This is a genomic window from Bernardetia aquimarina (assembly GCF_042180575.1).
Lineage (GTDB): Bacteria > Bacteroidota > Bacteroidia > Cytophagales > Bernardetiaceae > Bernardetia.
The window spans coordinates 1921551-1939316 of the sequence record NZ_CP170094.1 but is presented as its reverse complement, the minus strand read 5'-3'; the positions used below and the strand labels follow the sequence as shown (position 1 = coordinate 1939316).

Sequence of the window (17766 nt, the reverse complement as noted above, 5' to 3'; positions counted from 1 at the left end):
TTTCTGATTTGTGAGTACGTTTATTTTTTAAATAAACGTACCTTTAATTATTTTTGTTCTAAGACAATTTATTCTTAAACATTTCATAACCAATTTCTCTAACTAATTGAAATTCATTGCTTTCTTTCCAAATGCCAATACTTGGATGTGGAACGCCATTAAAAGTAGAAGTTTTGACCATTGTGTAATGAATCATATCATCAAAAACTATTTTATCATTAATTTTCAATTCATTTTCAAAGGCATAATCTCCCATTCCGATAAAATCTCCTGCCAAACACGTAGAGCCACCAAAACGATAAACGTATTTTCCTTCACTCTTCGAACTTGTAGTAGCATCTTCTGCATTCCAAATTTTAGGTTTATAGGGCATTTCCAAACAGTCTGGCATGTGAGCCGTGAAAGAAACATCTAAAATAGCGACCTCAATCCCTCTACTATCCATCACATCTTGAACAGAAGCCACCAAATAACCTGTTTGCCAACCGATAGCTTCCCCTGGTTCTAGGATAATTTGAACATTATATTTTTCTTTTATTCTATTGAGTAGTTTTACTAAAAGCTCTACATCATAATCTTTTCTAGTGATATGATGCCCACCACCCATATTAAGCCATTTTGCTTGATGCAAAAGATGTCCAAATTTTTCTTCTACATGAATAAGTGTGCGCTCTAATGTATCCGAACCTTGCTCACAAAGTGTATGAAAATGTAATCCTTCAATTCCTTCTGGAAGGTTTTCGCCTATTTTATCAAAAGTGAGTCCGAACCTGGAACCTGGCACACAAGGATTGTATAAATCGGTTTCTACTTCTGAATATTCGGGATTGATACGCAAACCTGCTGATATTTTTTTGCTTGTTTTTGCTTCGTTTTTGGCTAATTTATCTTTGAAACGTTCATATTGAGAAAGAGAATTGAAACTAATATGATTTACATACGTCATTATTTCGTCAAATTCTTTATCTGTATAAGCAGGTGCGTAGGCGTGAACTTCTTGTCCAAATTCCTCAAAAGCCAAACGAGCTTCATAAAGCGAACTAGATGTACAACCATGTAAATACTGGCGCACCAAAGGAAATGTACTAAACATCGAAAAGCCTTTTAAAGCACAAATAATATGCGCTCCTGTTTGCTTTTGTACACTATCCAAAATTTCTAAATTTCGGCGAAGGAGTTTTTCTTCCAAAACAAAACAAGGCGAAGGAATTTTTGAAATATCTATCATTACAGTTTATATATTTTAAAATTGTCTGACACTTATGAAAGCGTCTGACAATGCTAGATTTTATTTTTTATGTAAAGTTAGTTTTATTTGAAAATAAATAAGAGTTGAAATAAAAATTACTCACTTTATATCTTGATGTTTTACTGAGCTAATTGTATCAGAAATACCATATTCATATTCTCTTAAACCACTCTGTATTAATTGAAACCTCCTCTATAAGTTCTGTTTTAACCCCTAATGAAAGCTCCTTCAATTTATCACATAATAAATCTCCATCAATTAAATCAATAGGAGGCGCACCATCTCTAGTGGCTTCTTTTACAGCTTCTCTTGTGAAATTTCCTGTTGTTATAAAAAGACCTTTGTCTGCTCTTCCTTGCATTGCACCTCTGAAATCTCTCACATCACCCGAACCAACAGAGCCTTTATATCTCTTAGATTGAAAGAATACGTGAAAACTCAAGAAACCATTCATTCTAACAATACCTTTACCATCAATTCCTCCATCTCCACTTTTTCCAGTTACTTCCACTTGCACAAAACCACTTTCTCTAAGAATCCTTTGACAAAGCCTTTCAAAAGCTGAGGGTTCGATTTGTAGGATAGTTGATATTAAATTTTCTTTCCAGTCTATATTTTCTTCTACCTCTTCTTTTGCTTCGTTTTTTATGTTTGTATTTTTCTCTTTTCTACTTTGATAAGTCAGTTCTCTTACTTTTTTTACAATTTCATCAGAATTGAAAGTTTCTGGGGCTAGTTCATTATCTATTAATGACCAAACACCACGAGAAGAATTTTCTATAACTCCATATTTCTTTAAGTATGTTCTTGCCCAAGCTAAACGATAATCAACCTCACTTTGCACGCCATTTTCATCGTGTTGAACTTCCAAAATTTCTTCTGATAATTCTGCAAGTAAATACACAGTTTCATTAATTTCATCAATAGAACCTGAACCACCAAGTTTTTTTAATGCTTTCAAAGTTGGAATTATAAATTTATCGTACTTAGGTATTTTCATGATTTTTTTTGTAAAAATAAATGATTCTTTTTATTTCACTTGCAAAAGTTCCTTTGCGCTATTATACGTACTCGTACTTGGCGTAGAACCTCCAATCATTTGAGCAATTTCTTTTACTCGCTCATCGTTTGAGAGTTTTTTGATTCTTGAAACAGTACGGTCAGATGAGTTGTCTTTGTAAATAAAATAATGTGTACTTCCCTGTGAGGCAACTTGTGGTAAATGACTAATAATCAAAACTTGGTGTGTTTTGGACATATCTTGAATGATTTTACCCATTTTGAGGGCAATTTCTCCCGAAATACCTGTATCAATTTCATCAAAAACGAGTGTAGGAAGTGAAATGTGTTTTGCCAAACGGTATTTTATACACAACATCAAACGAGAAAATTCTCCACCAGAAGCGACATCTTTCAATGGCTGTGGAGAAATTCCTTTATTTGCTGAAAACCAAAATTCTACCAAATCAGCACCAGATGGGCTAAGAGAAATAGGCGTAATTTCGATTTGAAAACGAGCATTTGGCATTCCTAAGTCTCCCAAAAGGTAATTTATTTCATTTTGTGTATCTTCTACAACTGACTTTCTTTGTTCGGTAAGTTGATTTGCTAAATCTGTCAAATAGGATTTACTTCTTAAAATCTCTTCTTTTAAGTCTTTCAAATCATCATCAAAATTTTCTACTTTTCTTACTTTATCAGCAATTTCATCACGAATTTGTATTAATTCTTCACTGCTCTGAACATTGTGTTTGTTTTCCAAATGATACAAAGCACTCAAAATTTGTTTTACAATTCCTGCCGTTTCTTCGTCTGTTACTAACTCACCAGATTCGATTTCAATTTCTTTCGAAATATCTTGAATTTCTATCATAGCACTATTCAAACGCTCATAAAGTGCATTGAAAGAAGGTGAAAAAGAACTCGTTTTTGAAAGCGCATGAACAGCTTCTCTCAAAATATTTTCAGCCGAATATTCTTCATCAGACAAAGAATTAAAGGCAATCGACATTTGAGTTCGGATAAAATCTACATTTTCAAGGCGTTCTAACTCTTGTTCTAGTTCTTCTTTATTTATTTTTTCTAAATCTGCTTTTTCTAGTTCTTCCAAAAGATGCATGTTATAATCGTACTCTTTTCGAAGTCGTATCTCTTCATTTTTTAGCTCTTCATATTTCTTTATGATTTTTCTGTATTGCTTAAACTCATGTCCATACATCTCCAAAAGTGTTTTTGTATTGGCATACAAATCCAAAACATCTCTCTGATAATCATTCGAAAAAAGCTGCATAGTATCGTGTTGGGCGTGAATATCCATCAAACGAACAGCAATTTTTTTGAGTGAATCTAAAGGAACAGGTGTATCATTAATGAAAGCTCTTGAACGACCATTTGGCGAAATTTGCCTTCTGATAATACATGTTGTGTCGTATTCTACATCTTCTTTCTCAAAAACTTTTTTAAGGTTATAATTTGCAATATCAAAAGTACCTTCAATGACACATTTGCCATCAGGATTGAGAAGCACTTTTGTGTCTGCTCGGTTTCCTGCCAAAAGTCCTAATGCACCACGCAAGATAGATTTTCCTGCACCTGTTTCGCCTGTAATGACGTTGAGATGAGAATCTGGCTGGATTTCTAAATGCTCTATGAGCGCATAATTATCGATAAGCAAATGTTTGAGCATAGTATTTTTTATTAAACTGTCGCTCGTGGAACACAAGCAACGGTTGAAAGATAACTAGAATGTTTTTTTAATAGACTAAAAATACACAAACCTATAAGGTTTTCAAAACCTTATAGGTTTAAATAATCAATAGTTTTTTACCTTTGTAAGATAAATTATTCTGCTCACAAAATTAGCAAAAAGTATTGAATTTTATCTAAATGTCTAAAATAAAATCGATTTTTTCTTCTTTCTTGTCTTATTTTTTAGTAATTGGGCTTCTTTTGGTGTGGAGTATGCCAATTTTGTATCTTTTTACAGCTTTTGATGGTGAAAGTAGTACAGCTTGGAATCATATTGCCAAAAATCTTTTATTGGATTATACATTAGGCTCTCTCAAAATGCTTTTTGGTGTGAGTGTGGGAGTGCTTTTTTTTGGTGTTCCGACGGCTTGGCTTGTTTCTACAACGGATTTTTTTGGACGTAAATTTTTTGAGTGGGCGTTGGTATTGCCTCTTGCTATTCCTGCTTATATTTTGGCTTATACTTACGCTGCTACACTTTCTTATACAGGTGGAGTTGGTATTTTTTTGAGAGAAAATGATTTACCTTCTGTACAAATTATGTCAGATTTTGGAGGTGTTTTTATTTTGTCTTTGGCTCTTTATCCGTATGTCTATGCAGTAAGCAAAACAGCTTTTTCGAATCAATTAGGAAGTGTTTGGGAGGCTTCAAAGATGCTAGGGAAATCCTCTTTCTATACTTTTTTTAAGGTTGTTTTGCCACTTGCTCGTCCGTTTATTTTTGGTGGACTTTTTCTTGTCTTGATGGAAGTTTTGAATGAATACGGAACATTCAAATATTACGGAATCCAGACTTTTACAACAGGTATTTTTAGTGCGTGGGCTAAGTTTGGAGATGTAAAGGCTGCTCTGCGACTGGCTTTGTGTCTTTTGGGAGTGATTGTTTTCTTAGTGATTTTGGAAAAAAAACAACGTGGTAGGATGGGTTTTTCAGATGATAAAAATACGGCTCAAATGCCTAGAAAAAAACTGAGTTTTTATCAGCAAACTCTCGCTTTAATTTTTTGTAGTTTTATTTTTTGTTTTGCCTTTGGGTTTCCTGTTTTGCAGCTTATTTTTTGGACAGTCAAAGAATTTCAAGATAAAGGAATAAGCGAAGTTTTGAATCAAGAAATTTATGATTTGGCTTCTCATACAATTACTTTGGCTTTTTTAAGTGCTTTTGTAGTTGTGATTGTAGCTATTTTATTAGGTCTTTTTCAAAAACGAATTAATAGTTTACATGTCGTTGGTGGGGACACCAACAACGGCAGGAGGGGTAGTGTATTCGTCAGTGGGGACAACGGCAGAGGTAACGATAACAACAATGGCAAAAAAATAAATTATTACAGTTTTATTCGTTACATCAAAAATTACCCTTTTTCATTATTCTTTCAAAAATCTATCAGTCGAATTGCTACTATGGGTTATGCTGTTCCAGGGGCTGTGATTGCTGTGGGAGTTTTGGGTGTTTTTCTTTGGATTGATAAAAAGTTATATTCCTTTTTACTTAATAATTTTGATATAAAAATCGGTTTGTTTGTTTCTGGAACTGTCGTTTCTTTGATTTATGCGTATTCTGTTCGTTTTTTGTCGGTTGGTTTTCAACCTGTTGAAAGTCAATTAATTAAAATAGGAAGTTCTTTAGAGTCTGCATCAAAAATGTTAGGTAAAAATTCGACACAGACATTTTTCAAAATAACTTTACCACTTCTTCGCCCTGCTATGCTGACAGCTTTACTTTTGGTTTTTGTAGATGTGAGTAAAGAATTACCTCTGACACTTATTTTACGCCCTTTTAATTATGATACACTTGCTACAAAAGCCTACGAACTTGCAGACCAAGAATTTGTAGCTCAATCAGCTTTGCCTGCATTACTAATTATTTTGGTAAGTCTTTTACCTGCCATTTTGCTTTCACAAGTAAGTAAAAAGAAGAAGTTACCAAATACGATAAAGAAGGGGAAATAATTAAGTATAGGTACAGTCTGCATGGAAATAAAATTTTTTATTCTCCAATCTCTATTTTTTTATTCTCCTTAACCTTCTTAAAATATGACCAACTCGTTTCATTTGGTTGAGAATATTCTGTCGGAGCGTGTTCAAAAATAGGTTGTTTTGCTCTTACATAGTCTTTTACATCTTTTGGCAACCCTTCAAACCCTTCCAAAACTTTATAACCTCTACACTGATATACCAAATACCCTTTTCTATCACCCATATTCATAAAAGGAAGCCATTGTCCTATACGTGTCCAAGAAATAGTAGCAGGAACATCTGTCAGCATTGGATTTTCTAAATCTGATTTTTTTACAAAAAACTGAAATAATTCTGCACCTTGATACAAATCACTTTGTACATTTTGAGGAAATTCTTTGCGAGTGATAAGTGACGGATAAGTCAGAAAAATATCAGCATAAAAACAAACAATATCTTCGCCTAATTCACTATAAGGAATGCCATAAACTGTACTTTCCTTATGGTTTTGTTCATAGTTTTCTTTGATGTTATATGGGAATCGTTGATTTACAGGGTTATTCCAAACATGAATAATTTCCACGGAATCAATTTTTTCATCTAAAAGAGGATTGTTCATCTTCTCCAAAATCTTTCCTGTTTTTGGGTCTGTATATAAAGCGACTTCTCTAGTCAATAATTGTCTTGAAGAATCTGTCTTTAGCCATCTTGATACACTAAAACCTTTCATTCCCAGTATCTTTTTACTACGCTGACCATCAATGAAAGAATAAATACTTCCTTCCCAATAGTAAATACTTTCTTTTGTTTGATTCGAACTATCCAAACCTTCAATAGAGCTTCTAATTTTCATAAAAGCGTCAAAATTTTGTTTGTCGTCTTCTAAGTTAATTTCTTTACTTGGGTCTGAATCTAAAATTATTTTGTCTTTTGTTCCAAAATTTCTAGTGCTAGATTCGCTATTCTGACTTATTTCGCTTTTCTTTGTTTGACAACTAAAAATAGTGAGGCTAAGAGTACTTATTCCTATCCAAAATAAAAGATTAAAATGTGCTTTTCTAAACATACATTGAGCTTTTTTGATAAAATAGTAGTTGTTGGTATTTAATTCTATTCCTAATTGATTTTCTGTAAAGCTAAACAAATTAGTAAGTTTTAGATTATAATTTTGAAAATTTTTACAAAAAAACGAGCATAAAATGGAAATTATTGGAAGAGTAGAAGAAGTGGGACTGACTGATTTGGGAGTTCCTTTAATAGATGCCAAAACAGATACAGGAGCTTATACCTCTTCACTACATTGTCATAATATTAGGGTAATAGAAGAAGAAGGAAAACAGTTTTTGTGTTTTTCGATTTTAGATCCCACTCATGAAGATTATCAAGAAAAAGAATATAAATTGGAGGAGTTTTCTCAAGCCAAAGTGCGTAGCTCAAACGGAGTAGCACAAACTCGTTACAAAATCCATACTCGTGTACGTATCGGACGAAGCGATTATAAGACCTATTTTACACTTACAAACCGAAAAAACATGCGCTACCCAATTTTGCTTGGTAGAAAGTTATTAAGCAAACGTTTTTTGGTAGATTGTTCACAAACCTATTTATTGCCTCTACCCAAGAAAAAGAAATGAAAATTGCAGTTCTCTCTACAAGTGATACTTTGTATTCTACACGTAGGCTCATCGAAGCCATCAAACAAAAAGGGCATACAGCTAGAGTCATTGACCATACCAAATGTCATTTTGGAATGGAAAAAGGACTTCCAACAATTTATTACAAAGGAAAATTACTGGGTCAATACGATGCCATTATTCCAAGAATTGGAGCATCTGTTACTTATTTCGGAACAGCCGTAGTTCGTCAGTTTGAAATGCGAGATACTTTTTGTGCCAATAGTTCACAAAGTATTTCACAATCTAGGGACAAACTTCGTAGCCTTCAATTATTATCAAAAATAGGTGTCGGAATTCCTAAAACGGTTTTTGCTAAATTTCCAAAAGACAAAGAAGTCGACATGCTTATTAGTGAAGTAGGAGGAACACCTGTTGTGATAAAACTTTTAGAAGGAACACAAGGATTAGGTGTTGTTTTGGCAGATACAGCACAAGCTGCAAAATCAACTATCGAAGCATTTTCTGGTTTGAAAGCTAATATTTTGATTCAAGAATTTATTGCAGAAGCTGGAGGTGCTGATATTCGTGCTTTTGTAGTGGACGGAAAGGTAGTTGGTTCGATGAAACGACAAGGAAAAGAAGGAGAGTTTCGTTCAAACCTTCATAGAGGAGGGCAAAGTAATATCATAGAACTCTCAAAAATAGAACGCAAAACAGCCGTAAAAGCTGCTAAAGTAATGGGACTTTCTGTTGCTGGTGTAGATATTTTGATTTCCGATAGAGGACCTTTGGTTTTGGAAGTAAATTCTTCTCCTGGTTTGCAAGGAATAGAAACGGCTACACAAGTAGATATTGCTACAAAAATAGTCGAATATGTAGAACGTGGCGTAATTGCCAAACGAGCAGAACTTGCAGCTATGCAAGAAGACGATGATGAAGATGATGAATAAATTTCAAGTCATTATTAGAATAAGTAACTGAGCAAATTATGTCTGATATCTCAAAGTTGTCTTGATAGTTTAAATTCTCACTTTCTAATTCTTTTTTTAAATGGTGTTACACAAAGTAGGATATTTAATCATGTTTTATTTTTTTTGTAAGTTATCATCAGTAGGGACATCGAAAATGGCGATATTAGCCTTTGAAAACTATGGTAATATCGGATTCGAACCGATGCCCCCCTTCACCAGTGATGTTAAGTTCTCTTTTTAAAGCATATTTTTTGAAACTGTGTACGAAATAAAATTTGGTTATACATTACATTTTCAGAATATTTATCTATTAGGAAATTGAGTGCTATAGTATTGAAAATAGCTCTATTTACTGCATGTTTACTATTTTTAACTTTGTTATCATCCTGTTTGAATACAATATCTTTATTTCTGTGTGCTTTATTTTCAATATCCCAATGCCCTCTAATACCTACATTAAATGACTTGGCTGAGAATCCCTCTTCTAGTTTTTTATTTGAAACATAATAACGACGAGTAGGAGTTACTTTAGTAGGTTCAATAACTGTTTTATAAATTACGATAATTGTTTCAATGCACTGCCATTCTTTCACTTTTTGCACATAATCGTAGCAGTAGCATTGCCAAGTTGTTTTTATGCCATTCTTTTTTTTTCTATAATGTGAGTGTCTCTATGAGTAGTAGTAAGTAGTGTAGTTTCTAAACTAGCTAGTAACTTTGGAGTATTTCCTTTTACTTGAACTGTAAAGTCATTTCCACTAGCGACAATACTTTTTAATGTTTTTTTTGGCAATGTAGAGCATCCAATGTAAACATTAAGCCTTTGTCTTTCAAATTCTTAAGTAGTAACTCTAAAACTATTTTAGCTTCTGATTCTTGTTTATCTTTATTCATATAATCTTTCAATAAAATACTCAAACCTGTTTTTTGACAAAATAAACTCACTACACTAACATAATCTTGTTTGCTTGTATGAGAAGAACTAACGGTAGAACATAGAGTTTGTCCATCTCCTGCTATCCAATCTCCTTTTTCTAATTCCGAATGAGAAAGCATAACAGTATTAAAAGAGGCTGCAAAAGATAAACTATCTAAATAAGATAAAAAAGTATGAAAAGTGCCATAACTAGGAGTACCATGTTTTAAATCAAAATAATCTATAAATACGTCTTGATAAGAAATACAAAAAGTAGCCATTTTACGACTACTCTCATAGCCACAAGCAATACTCAAAAAAATCATCCACATCATAGATTCAAAAGAGTAACGCTGACCTTGACTTCTACGGCTATCTTCCATGTTTCTGATAAAGTCACTAAATTCCATAAACCAAATTTTATTCTGTCAATAAAAAAACAAAAATACAAAATCAATTAGAACTTAACATCACTGCCCCCTTCACTGCTAGCGAAGTGCTCTAGCCAACTGAGCTAAATCCCCATTTTACAGACTTAAAAGGTTTATAAAAATCAAACTAATTCTTTGAAAAATAAGTTCAGTTTTTACATTTTTGTTTAGCCTAGCTAATAAAAGTGTATTTTTTCATAAATGCAAATTTTATTTTATTTCGTACCTTTGCTGTAACTAGATCAGACTTTCTTACTTGTTGGTGTTGCTATCATTAAAACACGAACAATAATTTAATAATAAGAACACGAACTGTAGATAATTACTACATCAAATTCGTAATTCGTAATTCGTAATTAATTTATGCGTAAAGTAGCTTTTTACACCTTGGGTTGCAAACTCAATTTTTCTGAAACCTCAACTATTGCCCGTCAGTTTGAAGAGCGTGGTTATGAGCGTGTCGAATTTGCTGAAAATCCAGATATTTTTGTCATCAATACCTGTTCGGTTACAGAAAACGCAGATAAAAAGTGTAAGCAGATTGTAAAACAAGCTAAAAAAACATCGCCAAATTCTTTTGTAATTATTATTGGTTGTTATGCTCAACTCAAACCACAAGAAATTGCTACTATAAAAGGTGTTGATGCCGTTTTGGGAGCAGCCGAAAAATTCCGTTTGTTTGAAGTTTTGAATGATTTTGAGCAAAAAGATACTGTTCAACTTTGCGCTTCTGAAATTTCACAAGCGACTGATTTTAATACAGCTTATTCATTCGGCGACCGTACACGTACATTTTTGAAAGTTCAAGATGGTTGTGATTATAATTGTGCTTTTTGTACGATTCCACTTGCTAGAGGAAATAGCAGAAGTGATACAGTAGAAAATATTTTGAAAGCTACAAGAGAAATTGCAGCTACAAAAGTAAAAGAAATTGTCTTGACAGGTGTAAATACAGGTGATTATGGCTTGATAAACAATGAGCGTGTTCATACTTTTTTCGAACTTGTACAAGAACTGGATAAAGTAGAAGGAATTGAGCGCTTTCGTATTTCGTCTATCGAACCTAATTTATTATCTGATGAAATTATCGAATTTGTAGCTAATTCTAAAAGGTTTGTGCCTCATTTTCATATTCCTTTACAGTCGGGTAGCGATGAGATTTTGCGTTTTATGCGTCGTCGTTATAAAACGAGTTTGTATAGTGAAAGAATAGAAAAAATTAAAAATCTAATGCCTGATGCGTGTATTGGTGTCGATGTAATTGTTGGTTTTCCAGGCGAAAGTGAAGAACATTTTATGGAAACATATAATTTTCTGCATAGCTTAGATATTTCTTATTTGCATGTTTTTACTTATTCAGAACGCCAAAATACAAAGGCTGCTGATATGAAAAATGCAGTTCCTAAAAAAGTTCGTGCCGAGCGTTCGAAGATGTTACATAGTCTTTCTGATAAAAAACGAAATTATTTTTACCAATCTCAATTAGGAAAAGCCAAGATAGTTTTGTGGGAAAATGAAGTCAAAGAAGACAAAATCTTTGGATTTACAGAAAATTATGTTCGTGTAAATCAAGCCTATAATGTTTCTTTGCCTAATACACTTCAAGAAGTAGAATTGAAAGATATTGATTTGTCTAATTCCAATCTAACTGTAAATGTTTTGCCTGTTTCTGAATTGGTATAGTTAATATAAACTACTTTTTGAATAAAATCAATGTGATTTTTTCAGGCTTTCCATTTTTTCCATTTTCTTGTTTGTAATAATAATCTTCAATAAAATTCTCAAAATCGACGATAAAATAAAATAGAAAATCACGAACTTGATAAAAATCTATATTTCCGTAAGTATGTTTCAAAAGTTCGGTCATTCTGTATGAAACCTTTACTTTTTCTAAAAGCGTATTTATTTTCTTTACTCCTTTTGCAGCTTTACTGGTTGCTTTTTCATCGATTAAAGAAAAGGATTGGTTTAGAATAAGAGGTTCGTTTTTTTCTAATTTCATAAACTGACTTGCAAAAGAAGAATAGGCTTTTTCGATAGGAAACTCAAAACTATAATTAGTAATAATGAGGTTAGAATCTAATTGAGTACTTTCATACACTTTTAATGCAGGACGTTCTTCTTTTGTATAAACTTTTCCTATTTCTATTCCATTTGTTTTCGTGTGAATAGTAAGTTCTGGCTTATCATATTTATTGTGATAATGGTCAATTACGATTTTTTCCCAGCCTTTTGGTTGTGCTAATGGATTATTTGCTGCTGGATGCCATTGATGAAAAACAGGCGATTTTTCAGCATTGAGCCATTTCATTTCTAACTTTTTATCTTTATTTTTCTCATACTTATAGTTCAATAATCGTCTATTCAAATCTTTATCTTCTATTCCCCAAAGCCTAAAATATTCATCAAAAGCTCCTATTTTTTTTAGTTTTTCTGTTGGAATAACGACAATTCCCATAGCCGATTCTTTACTACTCTTTTCAAATTGATTCGGATTTTCAATATTTAAGCTATGATTTTCCTGATATTTATCATACTCAAAGTCTTCATTCAAATAAAAACATTGATAATGCAAAAGTGTATTTTGAGTTGCGTTTTTATCGACTTCTTCCAAAAAATTAGGTGAATAAATCATATCTACATCAGCAATAATACAATATTCTCCTTTTGCTAAATAAATGCCGTTGTTGATAGAAGCCGAACGTGACCAAAACATTCCTCTTACTTCATTAAAAACATAATTTACTTTATCCAAATTTTCACAAAAATCTTCTAACTCATCCGAAATAGAAATATCACTTCCATAATCTATAAAAATGACTTCATAGTCTGTATCATTTCTTTGAATGAGTTTTTGATGCTGAAGAGAAAGCAAACAGCGTTTGGCTATTTTTGTGTCTCGGTTGCGATAAGGAACAATGAAAGAGAATTTTGACATGTGAATGAGGTAAGAAAACGAAAACAATTTAAACAGAATATCAAAAATAAGGATAAAATTTAGTTTTTGGTCTAAATACAGCATTTGCCTAAGGCAAACGCACGAAATTTTATTTTTTAAGAATTGGTTCAAGCGAGGACGCTTAAACCAGTTTTTGTCTAATTCAAGCGTCCTCGCTTGAATTTTAAAACTAAAAAAATAGGTCAAAAAGAGTGTAAAATCACACATTTTATTTTCGTGCGTTTGCCCTAGCATTTGCCTGTAATTAATTATTAGGACTTTTAGAAATTCTAAATTGAAGTTTAAAATTTTGATAATTTTACTGAAATGGAATCATTAGAAATGAAATAAAGTAAAAACTGCAATCAGATTTTGAAAATAGTTGTAAAAAGATTTATATTTTGAGTATTTTTGTTGATGAAAAAATTAGATATTCGAACCATAGATGTTATTCAATATTTGCAACCTTTACGAGAAGGTGGTTCGCTTCCTGCTATTGTCAAAGGTGATGATGATTTTTTGTATGTCCTAAAATTTAGAGGTGCAGGACAAGGAAAAATGGCTTTAATCGCAGAATTTATTGGTGGCGAAATGGCACGAGCAATAGGCTTGAAAGTTCCTGAACTTGTATTTATGAATCTTGATGAATCATTTAGTAAGAGTCAGCCTGATGAAGAAATTCAAGATTTACTCAAATTTAGTGTTGGTCTAAACCTTGGTTTGCAGTTTTTATCGTCTGCTATTACCTACGACCCTTTAGTAAATGATGTAGATAAAATGATTGCTTCTAAAGTAGTAATTTTGGATAGTATTATCAGTAATATCGACCGAACAGATAAAAATACAAACCTATTACATTGGAATAATGAATTATGGATAATCGACAATGGAGCTAGTTTTTATTTTCATCACAACTGGGATAATTGGAAAAGTCATCTGACAAGAACATTCCCACTCATTAAAGACCACGTTCTTTTAAGTAAAGCCGAAAAACTAACTGAGGCTGCAACCGAAATTAAGCAGTTATTAAGTAAAGATGTAATTATTGATATTGTATCGACTATTCCAGAAGATTGGTTGATGAGTGAATCTATCAGTTTAAGTCCACAAGAAATGAGAGAAGCCTATATCGAATTTATAACTACCAAACTCTCTAATATTGACTTATTAGTTAAAGAAGCTAATTATGCAAGATAGGCAAAATATACAAGACAAATTTACCTTCAAATACGCCATCATTCGTATTGTTCCAAAAGTAGAACGAGAAGAATTCTTTAATGTAGGTGTTATCGTTTTTTGTAAACGAAAAAAGTTTTTAGACATCAAATACACTATTAATGAAACAAAATTAAAGACATTTTCATGTGAAATAGAATTAGAATTATTGAATGATTATTTAAAGGCTTGGAAACTGGTTTGTGAAGGAAATTCTGCCAGTGGAAAAATAGGTCAATTAGAATTATCCGAACGTTTTGGATGGCTAACAGCCAGCAGAAGCACAATCATTCAAAGTTCTAAAACCTACTCTGGATTAGATAGTGACCCCAAAAAAGCATTAGAAACGATATTTAAAGAGCAGGTTTTATAAGAAAATGAGTATTGAATTTATAAAATTGGATGAATATATTCAAATCAACAGGAAAACTTTGTCAGTAGTTTTTGGTAATCCAAAATAACTCTGACAATAGTTTAGACCAAACAACAGCACACTTATTTTTTTAAATCAACAATCCACTTTCTTCTTTGCCAAATCTTTTGAGTGCGTTTATATGAGCAATAAGTGCATCAGAAAAACTTTCATTCATTAAATAAGGAATATCAAATTCAGCAGCCGTTTGTTGTACTATTTTAGAGATTTCAGGATAATGAATATGACAAATTTTGGTAAATAAATGATGTTCTACTTGAAAATTCAGACCTCCAATATACCACGAGAGCAGCTTGTTTTTTGGTGCAAAATCTACGGTTGTGTTCATTTGATGGATTGCCCAATCTTGTGTAATTTCATTTTTTTCGTTAGGCAATGGATGTGTAGTTCCTTCAACAGTATGCGCCAACTGAAAAATAACTGTTAGGACTAATCCTGCTACAAATTGCATGACCAAAAAACCTATGGCTACATTCAAAACAGGAATATCAAAAAATACAATAGGAAGTAATATGATTACAAAAGTATATATAATCTTGGATAAAATTAATTTGATAAATGTAAACCATTTTTTTTCTCCTTTTATGACATAACGCTTAAATTGAAGAAAATCCTTTACAAAAACCCAATAAATAGTTTGTAATCCATAAAAAAAGAAAGCATAAATATATTGATATTTGTGAAACCACTTTACTTCTGTATGGGGAGAAAAACGCAAAACAAATTTATCAGAAATATCATCGTCTTGATGAACTACATTTGTAAAAGTATGGTGCAATAAATTATGTTGTACTTTCCAATTATCGACCGAGCCACCTACCAAAGTAAGTGTATTGCCTAAGAGTTTGTTTATCCATTCCGAACGAGAATACGAACCATGATTTGCATCATGCATCACACTCATCCCAATTCCTGCAATACCTAGTCCCATTATTGACCATAAAACAGTAGAAATGATAAAACTAGGGTTGTAAGCTAAAATATAAATAAAAGGTAAAATATAGGCAGATAGTAAAATAATCGTCTTGATTACCATACCTGTATTTGCATTTTTACTAATATTGTTGGTAATAAAATAATCATCTACTCTCTTTTTTAAGGTCGGAAAGAATAAACTTTTGTCTTTAGGCTTGAATTTTACGTAGTTTTTCATAGTGGATAAGTTTCACAAAATTATTTATTTAAAATTTGTGTCTTGCAAATTTAGGGTTTTAGTTTTATACTTTAGAAAAAGATTTTGTTTCTAGTTGAAATTATTGAAAAGAAATTCAATAATCCTACTTCACTTAGGTCGTAACTTAATTTATTATATTTGTATATTATTTAAAAATTTAACTATAAAAACATGAAAAATCTACTTGTATTACTAATGCTATTTATCTCAACTCTAAGTTTTGGACAAAATATTGAAACTGGAAAATTATGGAGAACAAAAGGAGTGTATGATTCTTTAGGAAATTTTATGGAACAAGCAAAAGTTCAGATTTTTCTTTATAGCACAACGTCAAATCAGTTTCATAGAATGGAAACTCAAGACAGAATAAATATGAAAAGTGGTGAAACTAATGTATTTGTTTATAGAGACACATTAAACTTGACTTCTTTAGATGACAAAATATACAAACTGAATGAAGAAGAAACAATGACCGTCCATACAAACGATTCACTGACAATAAACTATAAAGGATATACATTGTCTTATGTCAAATTGAATGAAAAACCAAGTAATACAACTGTAAATAAATTGAAAAAAGAATTAATAAAAGCACCTTTATTTCAATCTATTGAAAAAGTAAAAGAATATAGATTTACTTATCAAGAAAATGGATTAGTTAAAACTAAAACGTTAGACAGAGATTACGAATGGGAGTCAGAATATAAAATTATTGATTTTAATGGTTTTGTATTCTTACAAGGAATTACATCTGCGCCAAAACTGATTACAAAAGTAGAAAAAGGAAAAATAGAGTTTCTTGAAATAGATTATCGTTTTGAGAACAAAGAAGGTAAATTGGCAAAATAAATATAACAAGTAAATCTATTATCAATGAGTTATCACAATCAAGACTATTGGATTGAAAAACTAAATTTGACTTCTCATCCTGAAGGAGGTTTTTTTGCAGAAACATATCGTGCAGAAGGAATTATTCCTAAAAGTGTATTACCCAAGAACTTTTTTGGAAATTGTGCATACAGTACTGCTATCTATTTTTTACTTACAGGAGATACTTTTTCGGCTTTTCATCGTATTGCTTCTGACGAAATGTGGCATTTTTATGATGGCGATCCACTTTCCATTTTCTTTTTTGATGATTTGGGAAATCTTCATGAAAAAGTATTGGGACTAGATATTGAAAAAAAACAGTTTCCTCAAGTTGTAATTCCTGCTGGACTTTGGTTTGCTTCACGTTGTCAGAATCCTAATGGTTTTACTTTATCGGGTTGTACAGTTGCTCCAGCATTTGATTTTGCTGATTTCGAACTAGCTAAGTATGAAGAGTTATCAAAAGAATTTCCAAAACATAGCAAGCTAATTAGAGAACTGACACGGATATAAAAAAAACTTTGAGTTGATTATTTACTACTTATAATTCAAAAAAAACATGCTTTTAAATCACCTTTTACATCATTACAAAGTCATTTTAGGTTCTGGTTCTCCACGTAGAAAGCAGCTTTTATCTTCTATGGATATAGAGTTTGAGCAGCGTGTAAAAGACGTAGAGGAAGATATTTTACCTGAGTGGCAAACAAAAGAAGTCGCTCAAAAATTAGCAGAACGAAAAGCCTTAGCACAACAAAGTGAATTAAAGGAAAACAATTCAGACTTTTTGAATGAAGTTTTAATTACTTCAGATACGATTGTAGTCATTGAAGATAAAATACTCAACAAACCTCAAAATAAATTTGAAGCTAGAGAAATGCTACATCTTCTTTCAGGTAAAAAACATTTGGTTATTACAGGGGTTTGTATTTGTACAAAATCAAAGTTACATAGCTTTTCGGATGAAACAGAAGTGTTTTTTAAAGAATTAAGTCAAAATGAAATTGATTATTATATTCAAAAATATAAACCTTTTGATAAAGCTGGTTCGTATGGAGCGCAAGAATGGCTCGGAATGATAGGAGTGGAAAAAATAAATGGAAGTTATTTTAATGTTATGGGATTACCTGTTCAAAAACTATATAAAGAATGGATAGCTTTTCTAAGCTAAACCAAAAATCCTGTTTATATCCATCTTTCAAGCTATTAAATTAGCTATAAGAAGTAACTAATTACCTTAATTATTTTAATT

The 17766-nt window shown here is 31.8% G+C and carries 18 protein-coding genes; 9 read left to right on the top strand and 9 right to left on the bottom strand.

Translation table 11 applies throughout. The features are described 5' to 3' along the window. Window positions 1–58: 58 nt before the first annotated feature. The 3 genes from nspC to recN form a co-directional block, all read right to left on the bottom strand. On the bottom strand, window positions 59–1228 hold the full coding sequence (gene nspC, locus ACE193_RS08100; protein WP_375562498.1) for a carboxynorspermidine decarboxylase: 1170 nt from the start codon (window positions 1226–1228) through the stop codon (window positions 59–61). A gap of 172 nt (window positions 1229–1400) precedes the next feature. Beyond that, window positions 1401–2249, bottom strand: a complete 849-nt coding sequence (locus tag ACE193_RS08095) for a restriction endonuclease (protein WP_375562497.1) — start codon at window positions 2247–2249, stop codon at window positions 1401–1403. Between the two features lie 30 nt (window positions 2250–2279). Next, window positions 2280–3935 carry a DNA repair protein RecN gene (recN, locus tag ACE193_RS08090; RefSeq protein ID WP_375562496.1) on the bottom strand — a complete coding sequence of 552 codons (1656 nt, stop codon included), beginning with the start codon at window positions 3933–3935 and terminating at the stop codon, window positions 2280–2282. Window positions 3936–4135: 200 nt separating this feature from the next. Between recN and ACE193_RS08085 the strand changes: the two genes are divergently transcribed. Then, window positions 4136–5947, top strand: a complete 1812-nt coding sequence (locus ACE193_RS08085) for an ABC transporter permease (protein ID WP_375562495.1) — start codon at window positions 4136–4138, stop codon at window positions 5945–5947. A gap of 37 nt (window positions 5948–5984) precedes the next feature. Here ACE193_RS08085 and ACE193_RS08080 read toward each other — a convergent pair whose 3' ends face one another. Continuing rightward, window positions 5985–7097, bottom strand: a complete 1113-nt coding sequence (locus tag ACE193_RS08080; protein ID WP_375562494.1) for a DUF1838 domain-containing protein — start codon at window positions 7095–7097, stop codon at window positions 5985–5987. A 55-nt stretch (window positions 7098–7152) separates the two neighbouring features. Here ACE193_RS08080 and ACE193_RS08075 point away from each other — a divergent pair, with 55 nt between their 5' ends. Together ACE193_RS08075 and rimK are read left to right on the top strand one after the other, a co-directional pair. Continuing rightward, entirely contained in the window at window positions 7153–7587 is a 435-nt protein-coding gene (locus tag ACE193_RS08075; protein WP_375562493.1) for an ATP-dependent zinc protease, read from the top strand. Next, window positions 7584–8519 carry a 30S ribosomal protein S6--L-glutamate ligase gene (gene rimK / locus ACE193_RS08070; RefSeq protein WP_375562492.1) on the top strand — a complete coding sequence of 312 codons (936 nt, stop codon included), beginning with the start codon at window positions 7584–7586 and terminating at the stop codon, window positions 8517–8519. The genes ACE193_RS08075 and rimK overlap by 4 nt, the downstream gene beginning before the upstream one ends. Window positions 8520–8764: 245 nt before the next feature. Here rimK and ACE193_RS08065 read toward each other — a convergent pair whose 3' ends face one another. The 3 genes from ACE193_RS08065 to ACE193_RS08055 are packed head-to-tail and all read right to left on the bottom strand — an operon-like array spanning window position 8765 to window position 9866. Next, window positions 8765–9142, bottom strand: coding sequence for a hypothetical protein (locus tag ACE193_RS08065; protein ID WP_375562491.1), 378 nt, complete (start codon window positions 9140–9142; stop codon window positions 8765–8767). A gap of 32 nt (window positions 9143–9174) precedes the next feature. After that, window positions 9175–9333, bottom strand: coding sequence for a hypothetical protein (locus ACE193_RS08060; RefSeq protein WP_375562490.1), 159 nt, complete (start codon window positions 9331–9333; stop codon window positions 9175–9177). Continuing rightward, window positions 9315–9866 (bottom strand): ISAs1 family transposase, encoded by a 552-nt coding sequence (locus ACE193_RS08055; RefSeq protein WP_375562489.1) that lies wholly within the window; start codon window positions 9864–9866, stop codon window positions 9315–9317. Before ACE193_RS08055 ends, ACE193_RS08060 begins: the two co-directional genes overlap by 19 nt. A 384-nt stretch (window positions 9867–10250) precedes the next feature. On the opposite strand from ACE193_RS08055, the gene mtaB reads away from it, so the two are divergent. Next, window positions 10251–11570: a tRNA (N(6)-L-threonylcarbamoyladenosine(37)-C(2))-methylthiotransferase MtaB gene (mtaB, locus tag ACE193_RS08050; protein WP_375562488.1), complete on the top strand. Its 1320-nt coding sequence runs from the start codon at window positions 10251–10253 to the stop codon at window positions 11568–11570. A gap of 10 nt (window positions 11571–11580) precedes the next feature. On the opposite strand, the gene ACE193_RS08045 is transcribed toward mtaB, so the two are convergent. Then, window positions 11581–12825, bottom strand: a complete 1245-nt coding sequence (locus ACE193_RS08045) for a glycosyltransferase (protein ID WP_375562487.1) — start codon at window positions 12823–12825, stop codon at window positions 11581–11583. Between the two features lie 417 nt (window positions 12826–13242). On the opposite strand from ACE193_RS08045, the gene ACE193_RS08040 reads away from it, so the two are divergent. Both ACE193_RS08040 and ACE193_RS08035 read left to right on the top strand, forming a co-directional pair. Continuing rightward, entirely contained in the window at window positions 13243–14022 is a 780-nt protein-coding gene (locus tag ACE193_RS08040) for a HipA family kinase (RefSeq protein ID WP_375562486.1), read from the top strand. Continuing rightward, window positions 14012–14413 carry a DUF3037 domain-containing protein gene (locus ACE193_RS08035; protein ID WP_375562485.1) on the top strand — a complete coding sequence of 134 codons (402 nt, stop codon included), beginning with the start codon at window positions 14012–14014 and terminating at the stop codon, window positions 14411–14413. The genes ACE193_RS08040 and ACE193_RS08035 overlap by 11 nt, the downstream gene beginning before the upstream one ends. 130 nt (window positions 14414–14543) lie before the next feature. Here ACE193_RS08035 and ACE193_RS08030 read toward each other — a convergent pair whose 3' ends face one another. Beyond that, window positions 14544–15626 (bottom strand): fatty acid desaturase family protein, encoded by a 1083-nt coding sequence (locus ACE193_RS08030; RefSeq protein WP_375562484.1) that lies wholly within the window; start codon window positions 15624–15626, stop codon window positions 14544–14546. 192 nt (window positions 15627–15818) lie between these two features. On the opposite strand from ACE193_RS08030, the gene ACE193_RS08025 reads away from it, so the two are divergent. The 3 genes from ACE193_RS08025 to ACE193_RS08015 are packed head-to-tail and all read left to right on the top strand — an operon-like array spanning window position 15819 to window position 17685. Next, window positions 15819–16496: a hypothetical protein gene (locus ACE193_RS08025; protein ID WP_375562483.1), complete on the top strand. Its 678-nt coding sequence runs from the start codon at window positions 15819–15821 to the stop codon at window positions 16494–16496. Window positions 16497–16520: 24 nt separating this feature from the next. Further along, entirely contained in the window at window positions 16521–17030 is a 510-nt protein-coding gene (locus tag ACE193_RS08020; RefSeq protein WP_375562482.1) for a cupin domain-containing protein, read from the top strand. Between the two features lie 46 nt (window positions 17031–17076). After that, window positions 17077–17685 (top strand): Maf family nucleotide pyrophosphatase, encoded by a 609-nt coding sequence (locus tag ACE193_RS08015; RefSeq protein ID WP_375562481.1) that lies wholly within the window; start codon window positions 17077–17079, stop codon window positions 17683–17685. The last annotated feature ends 81 nt before the right edge of the window (window positions 17686–17766 follow it).